12 protein-coding genes and 1 pseudogene are annotated in these 12,472 nt (G+C 40.7%); 1 reads left to right on the forward strand and 12 read right to left on the reverse strand.

The genetic code is table 11. The annotated features are described in order from the left end of the window. Positions 1-9: 9 nt before the first annotated feature. The 10 genes from AC27IJ_RS14595 to AC27IJ_RS14640 form a co-directional block, all read right to left on the reverse strand. A complete protein-coding gene (locus AC27IJ_RS14595) occupies positions 10-1,380 on the reverse strand; it encodes a glycoside hydrolase family 18 protein (RefSeq protein WP_312502246.1) in 1,371 nt (456 codons plus the stop codon). 470 nt (positions 1,381-1,850) lie between these two features. Further along, positions 1,851-3,146 (reverse strand): LysM peptidoglycan-binding domain-containing protein, encoded by a 1,296-nt coding sequence (locus AC27IJ_RS14600; protein ID WP_487149504.1) that lies wholly within the window; start codon positions 3,144-3,146, stop codon positions 1,851-1,853. Positions 3,147-3,417: 271 nt separating this feature from the next. Next, the gene (locus AC27IJ_RS14605) at positions 3,418-4,500 is read right to left on the reverse strand and encodes a CPBP family intramembrane glutamic endopeptidase (protein ID WP_312445102.1); all 1,083 of its coding nucleotides are present in this window, start codon (positions 4,498-4,500) and stop codon (positions 3,418-3,420) included. Positions 4,501-4,640: 140 nt separating this feature from the next. Next, entirely contained in the window at positions 4,641-4,814 is a 174-nt protein-coding gene (locus AC27IJ_RS14610) for a hypothetical protein (RefSeq protein ID WP_487149507.1), read from the reverse strand. Between the two features lie 155 nt (positions 4,815-4,969). Then, complete coding sequence (locus tag AC27IJ_RS14615) at positions 4,970-5,293, reverse strand: hypothetical protein (protein ID WP_487149509.1); 324 nt, start codon at positions 5,291-5,293, stop codon at positions 4,970-4,972. A 291-nt stretch (positions 5,294-5,584) separates the two neighbouring features. After that, complete coding sequence (locus AC27IJ_RS14620) at positions 5,585-6,109, reverse strand: CarD family transcriptional regulator (RefSeq protein WP_312445099.1); 525 nt, start codon at positions 6,107-6,109, stop codon at positions 5,585-5,587. 347 nt (positions 6,110-6,456) lie between these two features. After that, on the reverse strand, positions 6,457-6,720 hold the full coding sequence (locus tag AC27IJ_RS14625; protein WP_312445098.1) for a hypothetical protein: 264 nt from the start codon (positions 6,718-6,720) through the stop codon (positions 6,457-6,459). Positions 6,721-6,841: 121 nt separating this feature from the next. Next, entirely contained in the window at positions 6,842-7,759 is a 918-nt protein-coding gene (gene metA, locus AC27IJ_RS14630; RefSeq protein WP_313259935.1) for a homoserine O-acetyltransferase MetA, read from the reverse strand. 3 nt (positions 7,760-7,762) lie between these two features. After that, complete coding sequence (ligA, locus tag AC27IJ_RS14635) at positions 7,763-9,721, reverse strand: NAD-dependent DNA ligase LigA (protein ID WP_487149512.1); 1,959 nt, start codon at positions 9,719-9,721, stop codon at positions 7,763-7,765. Continuing rightward, the gene (locus AC27IJ_RS14640; RefSeq protein ID WP_313152471.1) at positions 9,711-10,499 is read right to left on the reverse strand and encodes a pseudouridine synthase; all 789 of its coding nucleotides are present in this window, start codon (positions 10,497-10,499) and stop codon (positions 9,711-9,713) included. The genes ligA and AC27IJ_RS14640 overlap by 11 nt, the downstream gene beginning before the upstream one ends. Before the next feature lie 294 nt (positions 10,500-10,793). Between AC27IJ_RS14640 and AC27IJ_RS14645 the strand changes: the two genes are divergently transcribed. After that, positions 10,794-11,192 carry a bacteriohemerythrin gene (locus tag AC27IJ_RS14645; RefSeq protein WP_312445092.1) on the forward strand — a complete coding sequence of 133 codons (399 nt, stop codon included), beginning with the start codon at positions 10,794-10,796 and terminating at the stop codon, positions 11,190-11,192. 128 nt (positions 11,193-11,320) lie between these two features. Here AC27IJ_RS14645 and AC27IJ_RS14650 read toward each other — a convergent pair whose 3' ends face one another. Beyond that, positions 11,321-11,548, reverse strand: a complete 228-nt coding sequence (locus AC27IJ_RS14650) for a hypothetical protein (RefSeq protein ID WP_312445091.1) — start codon at positions 11,546-11,548, stop codon at positions 11,321-11,323. Positions 11,549-11,614: 66 nt separating this feature from the next. After that, positions 11,615-12,460, reverse strand: a pseudogene (locus AC27IJ_RS14655) (nucleoside recognition domain-containing protein); the annotation flags it as partial. Between the last annotated feature and the right edge of the window lie 12 nt (positions 12,461-12,472).

Here is a 12,472-nt window from a genome sequence, read left to right on the forward strand (position 1 = left end):
GCCTTTCTTCTATTGCTTCAATCCATGATACAGTGCACTGAGAAGTTCCCCCTTTGGATCCTGGCTCAACTCCCAAATCATAGCGCCTCCTAATTTCTTAGATTTGATATAATCTGTTTTATACCCTATGGATTTCGGATCTTCATAGCTTATGAAGATCGTACCGTTAAATAACCAGGGAACCTTTGACTGGGAATGGAAATGACTGGAATAGCCTGGTTTATTTAAATAATTTTCTATAATATCCTGATAACCAATGGAATTGGAACCGCTAAAGGTCTGATACAATCCATTGTTTGAATTATTTACAGAAGAATATAAATACCCGTAAAACGGGATACCCAATACCATCTTTTCCGCTGGAAAAGATGCACCCAGCCAGGCAGTAACAGCCTTATCCACACTCGCTTTATACTGGGGAGAAGAATCACTGTTGTCATATAAAGGAGCAAGGAGATCTGTATTAGAATCCCAATATCCATGCAGATCATAGGTCATGACATTTGCATAATCCAGATACTGAGCCAGCTTTGACAGCTCCACATTGTTTATGTAAGAAGTATCCGCTCCTCCTGCAATGGTCAGTAAGTAATGCTTATTGTCAGCAGTACCCTGAGCATCCAGTTTTTCTCGAATCTTTTTAAGAAGCAGCGTAAAATTATGTTTATCTTCCCCACGCCTGGCATTTGCCGCAAGACCTCCGCTGACCGGATACTCCCAGTCTAAGTCAACTCCGTCAAAGCCGTATTTTTTAATGAAATCAACGCAGCTGACTGCAAATGCAGTTCTGGTCTCCTCTGTCAGGGCCACATCCGAGAATCTCCCCGACCAGTTCCAGCCTCCAACGGAAATTAAGGTTTTTAAATCCGGATTGGTCTGTTTTAAGGAATTTAAAAGCTTTATGTTAGAAGTATCCACGTCAGGATATCCCAGGGCAATCTTTAAGTCAGAACCAATGTTGGCAAAAGAATAATTAATATGGGTCAGCTTACCGGCATCGATCTGGTTTGGATAGTAATTATAATAGGCCGCCCATGCCGCATAATACCCAACTAATTTACCAGACTGCAAAGGGGAGGGTTCCGTAGCGGGCAGAGCAGATGATTCCGCTGCAGTCGGAGCAGACGGTTCTGCTGCGGGTGGGGCAGATGATTCCGCTGCGGCAAAGACGGCAGCCGTTTCAAGATTATCTGCAATGGTTTCCGGGGAAAGGGGAACCGGTGTGTCTGCAAGAGTGACCGTTGTGGGGCTTTGGGACGATTCCAGAGAAATTCTGTCAGGCTTTTCAGCAAATACTACCCAGCTTAAGAACCACCCAAAAATGATCAGCACAAAAACGGAAGCAGACAGAAATATTTTCTTCATATTACTTTTATTCATCACATGATCCTTTTCTCTCTTTGGTTTTTACAAGTATAACATGTTGGTTATTCTTTGAACAATGCGCAAAAAATGGATCAAATGTATATTTATGGATAGATTTATCCTCAATATTTGCGTTCCTGTTATTTCCAGACGCATTACCTGTCATGCAGAAAAAAGCCCGCATGCCGGAATTATTACAGGCATTCGAACTTTATTTAGGATCTGAAATTCCAAAAAATATAGTCTGCTCTTAGTCGATTGGAACATTCTTTTATGTATGGTATGATTACTTAAAGTGAACCAAAATAACAAAAGAAGTGGGGATATTGTTTACATCATTTTGCATAGGATATTTATCTGGCAGTTGTCCGCACCCCACTCCCCATTGAATAGACCATTCACATCTTTGGCCCGACCCTTGGCTTGCAATTTAGATTTCAGTTAAAATGCCACAACTACATCGAATATTAAAAATACATGATTGCTTAGCCATTAACCATAAGCTTCTCTATGTAATATTGAGTATTAATAACAAACCACATTTGGGCATCAAATCTCATAATCGTCCAAAAAGATAGACCTTGGAGATTATATTCTTCCACCAGCCCAGCTCTTGCGTCAAAACTTCTTGCATCTTTAGTCCATACTACATGCAGATTCCCATCACTATTCATATAGTAGAAAAAGGGTGACTGTGCTGCTTCATTAAATTGTATTGGTATACCATTTTCCGCTGCAATTTGTACTGCACTGTTATAAGATATTATAGTAGCTTCTGTGGCACCGGGAACATAGGGAAGTGTCCAATCATAACCTAAAGCAGTAACTCCTAGAAAAATTTTTTCAGGCGGAATAATACTAACTATGTAATCTAAAAACCCACTTAAGATATTAACCGGAAAAATTGCGTTTGGATAGCTGTAAGACCTTGCCCAATCATAAGATGAAAATATGATTCCATCAACAAAACCATATAATTTTGAATAGTCTATTTTTTCAAAACTAACGTTAGGAGTATCAATATTCGTAGCCGGTGTTATGGTAATCAGTATCTTATAACCTTGAGAATGAAATATCTCAGAGGCTCTTTTCAAATATTCTGCAATGACATTTATGTTGTCATAGGTGATGTTTTCGACATATATATTTATACCATAAAAACCTTTCGTTTTCATTATGTTAAGAGCATTATCAATCAGGCGGTCCTGTACCGCAGGATTAATTAAAATATCATAGCTCACTTCACGGCTGACTATTCCATCTTCCGCCATAGTGGAAACAAACATCATGGGTGAAACACCATAAATTTTTGCCAGATTGACAAGTTCAGTGTCGTCAGCTCTGAAGATAATTTCTCCTTCACTAGTAACCCTATAATTAAATATAGTCAGATAAGTTAAAAAAGGAAGTGTTTTTATTAAAACAGATTTATCTATATAAGAAAAGGCATAACCAATCGTAGCAATTGTTCTTATTTTATTCGTTTGATATCTTATGACTATAGTTTCACCGGCGTAAATAATATCTCTATCGGAAAGATAGGGATTGTTTCTTAATAATTCCATTGGCGTAGTACCATGCTGCAACGCAATACTCTCCAAAGTATCGCCGGCCTGGAGGGTGTAGAGCGTTTCAGGCTGAACAATCACTATAGTTTGGCCTATTGCTAAATTGGCAGGGTTTGTAATTCCGTTTTCCAAAATCAATCTGTCAACAGGGATGCTGTAATACTCTGATATTGAATAGATGGTTTCACCTGGTTGAACAATATGTATGATCATGGCTTTCCTCAAATGATCTTATTAATTCTATTATATGCGACTCTTGCTTGTTCATAACATTATAGTATAAAATTATATGTATCTCAATTATTTATATCTAAAACCACATTTTCATACAACCTTATGGCAAGTATATATCATATACATTCAGCCTAATTGTTTATCTTGTGACTTAATGCTGTGTTCAATAGCAAAGTCCATTAGTGCTTTTTACCTTTTGCTAAGCAGTCATTCAAATCATCCCAGTTCAATAAGCATTAATTATTTTTTCTCATTCTTTCGCATCCTGCCATTGTGCCTGCTCTTCCAATTTCCTCATTTGACGATCAACTCGTTCATCCATTGTTGGAAGTCTCCGACTATCGTCTCTATAATAACTTGTAAAAATAACACTTGCAAACAACAGTGTATTGACCACTAGTAATATAATTACACTATTCCATGTTACGTCTTGATTTTGAAGAACTTCCTCCGTATAATTTCCGGTAATAATCGGGACCAAATTATTATTGACAAAATGTAAAATAACAACCGTCCATATGTTATCGGTTTTTAAATAAGCCCAACCATAAAATATTCCCAATGTAACACATGTAATTAATTGTCCAGTCAAACTAATAATACCAACGGATGGAGATGAATAATAAAAGAAGTTAATGGGTAAATGCCACACTCCCCAAGCGATTCCAAGAACTAACACACCGCGAACCATTCCAAATTTTTTTTGCAATATAGGCTGAAGAAAGTACCTCCAACCGTACTCCTCTCCCAAAAATGCAATAAATATTAAAAAATAGTTTATGGGCAATGTTAATAACATCAGCCAAGTAACAGGCTTTTGCATAATTTCAGTCATGGTTTGTATTTGACCACTTAAGATATACATGATAACGGTTCTACCAAAGTAAAGAATTAAATATAGCAGAATGATGTGAGCAGCTGTTTTCCAACGCCCGCCTCTCAATCCATAGGCAATACGCTTATCTTTCTTCTCGGTAAGCAATAAAATCCATGCTATAACAGAACCAAGTATCATTAGATATTGAGAAATAACGTTCCAACCCAATCCAGGCACTATAATGCTTGCCACTGTACAAACCAATAACAGTAAAGTAAGTATTAAAAAACCAATAAAAAATCTCTTAGGAAGCAGATGATCTTCTCTGTGTGTAATTAAAGCGGCCAGTATCGCCCCCGAAGCCGGGTAGAACATTTGGGCTGAGGGGAAAACCGATACATCAAGCCCCTTCGTATAGCCAATGCCCATTAAAATCCCTAGCATATAAGGTAATGCAAAAGCCACACCTAGAAAAATAAACATCTGAGTTTTCTCATAATTTTTTTGACGTTCCATTTCATTCTCCTTTTTAATTTAATTGTATGACCAATCCAAAGTTTTGCTTCGACATTCCTATCACCTCGCCAAATACATGTCCTACCTCCATTTTACCACATTACTTATCACATATAAACGACATTCTCTGTTTTCCAGACTCAATGTTCTTCTTCTCTAAGCAGGCATATCTTTCGGTAATACTCTTTAGGATTGATATTCCCGCCCTTTTGGCTTCTATAGATATCGTCGTTAAGTTCATGCTCTGGATCATAGTTGCTCATCCAGGCCAACCAATCAGATAGTGCAATTTCAAAATCAAGGGTGTTATTCAAATTATTTCTCCTCATATTCAGTATACAAATAAGCCGGTCGAAAGACCGGCTTATCAGTATGTAGTTACAACAGCCATAGGTCAATTCAAAATCGAACCTATGGCTGAAAAAACACGTACCATTCAGATGAGATAGAAGGATACGTGTTGAAAGGATTATACCATTTGCTTCCAATATTTATGGAGAAATGCGTATGTGATTAAAGGATTGCCTAATCCTAAGATTAATGATGGATCTTTAAATGCGACAAGGCCTATTATAAGGCGCACTATGGCCACGATTAACATCAGATAGAAGACGATGCGTTTTTTCTTAAAGAATAGCCAAACATATAGTATGACAGTCCCTATGCAGATAGCTGTTACACTATAAAATCCTAAATTAAAATTTACTAATGCACTTAAAGTACTTCCTAAAATGCTGATTATGCACCAAATTTTAATGCCTAATCCAAATTTTAAACTGCCTTCATTTTCCATACTTTTACCTCGCTCTTTAAATATTATGGAATACAAGCTTTTCCTTAAAATAATAATATCTAATATCTAAGTAGAAGAATGGTAAATGTAATGAATTGTTATTTAAATGTTATTAAAACCAAAGTTTGACGAAATAACCGGAAAGGAGAATAATGGAGGATTTAAGATTAAAACATATTGCAGGAATAATAAGAGTAAGTGGTCTTGATATACTGATAAGGAATGATGATGAAATGAGCTGATAAAATTTAAATTGAGCGGTTAAATGTAAAATGGGTTATTGTCACGCCACTACTCTCTGTTTTTATTCAAGGTTATTTCCATCTGCTCACAGATAAACGGCATAACTTCTTCACGCTTGATATTCAGCACATAAGCAAACTCTTCACAAAGCGTTTTTTCAGCATCTTTGAGAAAGCATTCGTCAGAAATATTTAGTTTTTTGTTTTTATTTGTATTTTTCAGCTCTTGTTGGCGCAAATGCAATGTTTTTATCAATTTTACAAGTTCGGAACGGTTGCCATCTGAAAGAATCTGCCTGTATATTTCTTTTCGCTTATGATTATCCTTAATCCAAATTAAATCTTTGCCCGACATTTTCTGAACCAGAGAGAAAATTTCATCGGCAGAGAGAATGTGGCGGATTTCTGTTTTTCTTCTGTCGCTTATAACTGAGATGTATACTGTTGAGGCAGTATGAAAAACAGGTTTGAGAACATAATATGAGCGGACTTTTTCATCCATGCACATATCCTGTAATCCGGTAACCTTACAAATACCATGACTGCCGTATATGATAACATCACCTATGTTCATAATATCTCACCTCTTTCTGATAAAATAAAAAATGTGCGGCCACTGAAACTGGACTTACGTCCCGCAAAGCGAACCACACGTTTAATATCTTTATTATAGCATAATTATAGATAAAATGTAAACGGTAATTTCCTCCAAAATTCATAACTATATTATGAACTAATCTATGATAAATTTTGATTTACCATAGATACCACGAATAGATGTGAAAAAACAGTATTGAATATTTATAAGTACATATTCAATACTGTTCTCTAAAATTGTCTTTGTCTACACTCTGATAAGCCGGTTAAAATACCGGCTTATCACTACATGATAGCAAATACCTTAGATTCCACAACTATCCTTTAATCTACACCTTTAATTAATTGAGAGGCTGCACTATAGTCTTCCGTTTCAACATAAATGTAATAGTGCATAACATGTTCTCCATTCATACCATAACTGCCCGTTCCTATAAAAAAAAGTTGAAGAAAAAAACGAAACCAACTGTCATTCTTTTTTGTGGATCCTAAGTATTTTATTCCATTGGAGTCTAATTTATTTTTTATAAACAAAAATGACTCTAAAGAAGTTCCACTGTACAATAATTTTTTTTCTTTCTTATTCATTATAATCCTGCCATCTGTGACAACCTAAAAGGAATATACCTTTATTGCGATAGTCTACGATACTTTTCCATTTACAAGTAATTAATTTAAAATGCGGAAATCCTTGTAAAATAAAGGACTATCATTCCTCCGCATCCAGCAAATAAGGCGTGATCTGATAAACATAAAAGTTCAGCCAGTTTCCATACAGTGTATTTGCCACATTTCTCCAATTCAGCACCGGTACCGTACTTGGGTCATCATCTTCATAATAATTACATGGAATCTCAGGTTCCAATCCCTTCCCCAAGTCCCGGTGATATTCCCCGTCTAAAGTCATACGGTCGTATTCCGGATGTCCCTGGACAAATACCTGCTTTCCGTCCCGGCTCATCACCAGAAGGATCCCGGCTTCTTTTGATTCCGCCAGGATCACCAGCTCCGAATGCTTTACAATGTCTTCTCTCCTCACCTCCGTATAACGGGAATGAGGAGCCATCACATAATCATCCAGGCTACGGACAAGGGGGACCTTCCGGTCCAGAACCTTATGCCGGTAGATGCCTGACAGTTTGCTCTCTCTCTTGTATTTTTGTATGCCATAATGGTAATAAAGCCCTGCCTGGGCCCCCCAACAGATGTGGAGGGTGCTGGTCACATGGGTTTTGCTCCATTCCATGATCTTTTTTAACTCTTCCCAGTAATTAACCTCTTCGAATTCCATGTTCTCCACCGGTGCTCCGGTGATGATCATGCCGTCGAATTTTCTTTTCTTTACCTCGTTAAAATAAACATAAAATTTATTTAAGTGGCTGGCTGATGTATTCTTGGAAGTATGGCTCTCCAGCATCAAAAAGGTACAGTCCACCTGCAGCGGAGTGTTGGATAATGCCCGGAGAAGCTGGGTCTCTGTCTCTTCCTTTACCGGCATGAGATTAATGATCAAAATCTGAAGAGGACGGATGTCCTGGCTTAAAGCACGGTCCTCATCCATCATAAAAATGTTCTCTTTTTCCAGTATTGCTTTAGCAGGTATATCCTTTTGTACTTTAATCGGCATAATTTATTCCTCCAGCATTTTTATGAAATCCTCTTCTGAAATAATGGGCACTCCAAGTTCCTTTGCCTTTTTATTTTTGGAAGAATTGGACGTAGTATCGTTGTTGATCAAATAAGTGGTCTTGGAGGTCACCGAACCGGTTGCCTTGCCTCCATGGGCTTCAATGGCCTCCTGAAGGGCCTTGCGGTTTTCATAGTGGTTCACGGAACCGGTAATGACAAATACCATGCCTTCAAAGATTCCGCCCCCCCTGGCCTCCATAACGCCCTCGATGCTTACCTCAGTCAACAGGCGGTCCACCATCTCATTATTCTTCTCTTCCTTAAAATAAGTGATCCATGCATCCGCCAGTACCTTGCCTATGCCTGGGACTGCGGTCAGTTCCTCTTCCCCTGCGGTGCGCATCTTCTCAAAATCAAACTTAAATTCCTGGCACAGCATCTTGGCATTTGCCAAGCCGATACCCGCGATCCCCAGGCCATATATCAGCCTTGGAAGGGTAGTATGGGAAGCTTTATCTATTGCTTTTATCAGGTTATCGTAGGACTTTTTTCCAAAACCTTCCATCTGGGTGATGGTTTCCTCATGCTGCTCCAAATGGAAAACATCTGCAAATTCCCGTATAAACCCGGCTCCAATGAATTTTTCCAGGGTCGCCTCTGATAAGCCGTCAATGTTTAACGCATCCCTGCTCGTAAAAAGGGTAAAACCTTTCAGCCGTTTCGCCTGGCAGTCCGGGTTAGTGCAGTATAAGCTCTTGACATCATTCACCTTGCGGATTTCCGTCTTTCCTCCGCAGACAGGACATTGTCCGGGAATCCGTATTTTTTTGCTTCTTGTCAGGTTATCGGCGATCTGGGGAATGATCATGTTGGCCTTATAAACCGTGATTTCATCTCCCTCCCCCAGCTCCAATGCCTCCATAATGCTTAGATTGTGGACGCTGGCCCGGCTCACCGTGGTTCCTTCCAGTTCCACCGGGTCAAAGATTGCCACCGGGTTGATGAGCCCGGTTCTGGAGGGGCTCCATTCGATATGGTCAAGCTTTGTTTCTTTGATTTCATCAGCCCATTTAAAAGCAATAGCATTACGGGGGAATTTGGACGTTCGGCCAAGAGCTTCTCCGTAAGCGATATCATCAAACAGAAGCACCAGGCCGTCTGAAGGGATATCATAACTGGAAATGGCTTTGGAAAACTCTTCTACCGCCTCTGGCAGGGTATCTCTGGTCACCATTTTATAATCCACCACATCAAAGCCCTGCCTCTTTAACCATTCAAACTGCTCTTTTCTGGAGTTTTTAAAGTCAACGCCCTCAGCCGTTACAAGGCCGAATGCTTTAAAATTTACATTTCTCTTGGCTGTAATCTGGTTATTTAACTGCCTTACGGATCCGCTGCATAAGTTCCTGGGATTCTTGTATTTGGCGGCTACCTCTTCGATCTCTTCGTTAATCCGGTTAAAATCCGAATACTTGATCACTGCCTCTCCCCGTAAAACCAGTTCTCCCTGATGGGATATATTTAAAGGAATGTTGGAAAATACTTTTGCGTTATTTGTGATAACCTCACCGATCTCTCCGTTTCCCCGGGTCACGGCCTTTTGAAGGGTTCCGTGGTTATAAGAAAGAACTACGGTCAGCCCGTCAAGTTTCCAGGACAGCACTCCGGTCTGGCCGCCGAGCCACTCCTGCAGACTTTCCGCGCTCTTGGTCTTATCAAGGGAAAGCATGGGGGTTTCGTGGGCCTCTTTAGGAAGCTCGCTTAAAACCTGGTACCCTACATACTGCGTGGGGCTTTGGGAAAGTATAATACCGGTCCCCTCTTCCAGCTCCTTTAGCTCATCATAAAGCCTGTCATATTCAAAATTGCTAATGATTTCCTGGCTTTCCAGATAGTAAGCCTTTCCTGCTGCTGTCAGAACGGCAATCAGTTCTTTCATTCTGCTTATGTTAACGTCCATCAGATTTCTCCTTTTTCTGCTCTTTATAGGAACGATTCGTCGAGCCTTTTAAGGCCTCTTTCATCTGGTGGTACTCTCTTTTCGAAAGCTCCCGGTAAGCTCCGGGCTTTAAATCTCCCAGTTCAACATTCATAATCCGCAATCGTTTTAGCATCCGTACTTCAAAGCCCAGCTGTCCGCACATCCGCCGGATCTGGCGGTTTAGCCCCTGGGTCAGAATGATATGGAACGTTTTTTCACCGGCCTTCTTTACAACGCAGGGCCTGGTGGTCACATTTAACTCCGGCAGGAATACTCCCTTTTTCATTTTCCGGATAAAATCATCGGTTACCGGGCGGTTGACCTTCACCAGATATTCTTTTTCATGAGCATTTCCACTGCGCATCATTTTATTCACCAGAGAACCCTGGTTGGTCATGAGGATCAGCCCCTCGGAATCCTTGTCCAGGCGGCCGATAGGGTAAATTCTTACGGGATAATCCAACATATCCACAATGTTGGGAGCACGGTCCTTGTCCGATGTGGTGCATACGATGCCTTTGGGTTTATGGACTGCCAGAAGAACTGATTCTTCCTTATGGCTATTATCTCCTTTACCAGCGTGAATGGTGCGCCCGTTCACAGTTACTGACTGGCCGGGAAAAACTCTCTGGCCGGGCGTGGCTGCCTGTCCGTTTATACATACTTTTCCAGCCTCAATGAAGCGATCCGCCTCCCTTCGGGAACATATCCCTGCTTCACTTAAAAATTTGTTCAGACGGATTCCTTCTGTATCCATGTTTCCTCTTTCCTGCCCATGCTTTTGGGCATAATGGTATTCCCGTAGAGGGTCATTCTCCCTTACTATATACTAAATAAAAATTATAGCATTACCGGGAAGGTACGTCAATTCATCTGCTTATTTTGACTGCGCTTTTCCCCTGGGCGCCCATTGATCCGCATTTTGCATGAAAAATACATCACTTTATCTGAAATACCCATTCTGTCTCATAACTATAGTTGAACTTTTGGAAAATTTATTATAAAATGGAAGAAGATGTATAAATATTTTAAAAACTTAGGAGGAATTGCTATGCCGTGGACACAGAACTTATCTGTAGGGATATCAATGATTGACGATCAGCATAAAATGTGGTTTAAGAAAGCAGAAATGCTGTTTGAGGCGGGGAAAAACAACCGCGCAAAGGAATACGTTGGAGAGCTTCTTGATTTTTTGGATGATTACACAAAAAAACATTTTGCAGATGAAGAAAAATATATGATGAGCATTCACTATCCCGGTTATGCGGAACAAAAGCAGGCTCATACCGCTTTCATTGCACAACTGGATAAATTACGCAGCGAATATAAATCTTCCGGCGGAAATCTGCTGGTGATTTTAAACGCCAACCAAATGGTAGTGGATTGGCTTACAAAACATATATCCAACATGGACAAAAAAATAGGCGAGTATGCAAAAAATGCACACTGATGCCTGCTGCTTATCTGCCCATGCTTTTGGGGCAGAGCCCGTCCCTTTTTACCGGGCGTAAAGGAATATCAGAGAAACGTTTCAGATGAAAAGGGCGGCCCCATTGGCCGCCTTTTTCAATGTCCGGTTTAAATAAACTTATAATGCACTTCACATCCGTAGGATATCCGGCTGCAGATGTTTACCACCCGCTCCATGACAGCGGATATTTTTCCTGTGTCCATTTCAATATTCATTTCTTGTAAGTCTTCCGAGATTCTGATATCTTTCACCCCGTCAACCTTGGCAATCTCGCCCTCGATTTTTCTGGCTTTCAACCGGTCTGACAGGGCGTAAACGTGGTAGATCCTGCTCACGCTTCACCCTCCTTTCCCATTCGGTATTCTACTCCTATTGTAGACAATCACAGGGAAATTTAAACATCAGAGGAAAACCCTTGCAACGGTGGTGAATAAAAAGCATACGACAAATCCGGTTACAGTGGGTACCAGCCAGGAAACAGCCGTCCATTTTATGCTCTGTGTCTCTTTCCTGATGGTAAGGCAGGTGGTGGAGCAGGGCCAGTGCATTAAAGAAAACAGCATGGTGCTGACCGCAGTGATCCAGGTCCAGCCATTTGCTACCAAAAGCTCTTTTAAGACGGATAAATCGCTGATATCCCGGATGCTGCCTTCCGCCATATACGCCATGATAATGATGGGTACCACAATTTCATTAGCCGGAAACCCCAGGATAAATGCCAGAAGGATGACTCCGTCTAAACCTATGAGCCTGGCAAACGGATCCAGAAAACCGGAGCAGTGGGCCAGCAGGGTCGCATTTCCAACCGATATATTGGCTAAAAGCCAGATGACCATACCAGCCGGAGCCGCTACAGAAATAGCGCGGCCTAATACAAACAAGGTGCGGTCAAATATGGAACGCACAATGACTTTGCCGATCTGAGGCCTCCGGTAAGGCGGCAGCTCCAAGGTAAAGGAGGAGGGGACCCCCTTTAATATGGTGGCTGATAACAGCTTTGATATGAGAAGCGTCATAAAAATCCCAAGGATGATTACGCCTGACAGGATAGCCGCCGATAATACGGAAGAAAACGCGCCAGAAGCTCCTCCCACAAAGAACATGGTAATAATGGCGATCATGGTGGGGAAGCGTCCGTTGCACGGCACAAAATTATTGGTAATCATGGCAATCAGCCGTTCTCTTGGTGAATCAATGATCCGGCAGCCAATGATTCCTGCTGCATTGCATCCAAACCCCATGCACATGACAGCGGAAAT

It is taken from the genome of Lacrimispora sp. YZC11, from assembly GCF_057543815.1.

Coding starts and splice junctions, on each gene's coding strand:
- AC27IJ_RS14620 (WP_312445099.1), bottom strand. CDS start 6,109: ATGAACATAGGTGATGTTATCATATACGGCAGTCATGGTATTTGTAAG.
- metA (WP_313259935.1), bottom strand. CDS start 7,759: ATGCCGATTAAAGTACAAAAGGATATACCTGCTAAAGCAATACTGGAA.
- ligA (WP_487149512.1), bottom strand. CDS start 9,721: ATGGACGTTAACATAAGCAGAATGAAAGAACTGATTGCCGTTCTGACA.
- AC27IJ_RS14600 (WP_487149504.1), bottom strand. CDS start 3,146: ATGATCATACATATTGTTCAACCAGGTGAAACCATCTATTCAATATCA.
- AC27IJ_RS14640 (WP_313152471.1), bottom strand. CDS start 10,499: ATGGATACAGAAGGAATCCGTCTGAACAAATTTTTAAGTGAAGCAGGG.
- AC27IJ_RS14615 (WP_487149509.1), bottom strand. CDS start 5,293: ATGGAAAATGAAGGCAGTTTAAAATTTGGATTAGGCATTAAAATTTGG.
- AC27IJ_RS14645 (WP_312445092.1), top strand. CDS start 10,794: ATGCCGTGGACACAGAACTTATCTGTAGGGATATCAATGATTGACGAT.
- AC27IJ_RS14625 (WP_312445098.1), bottom strand. CDS start 6,720: ATGAATAAGAAAGAAAAAAAATTATTGTACAGTGGAACTTCTTTAGAG.
- AC27IJ_RS14595 (WP_312502246.1), bottom strand. CDS start 1,380: ATGAATAAAAGTAATATGAAGAAAATATTTCTGTCTGCTTCCGTTTTT.
- AC27IJ_RS14605 (WP_312445102.1), bottom strand. CDS start 4,500: ATGGAACGTCAAAAAAATTATGAGAAAACTCAGATGTTTATTTTTCTA.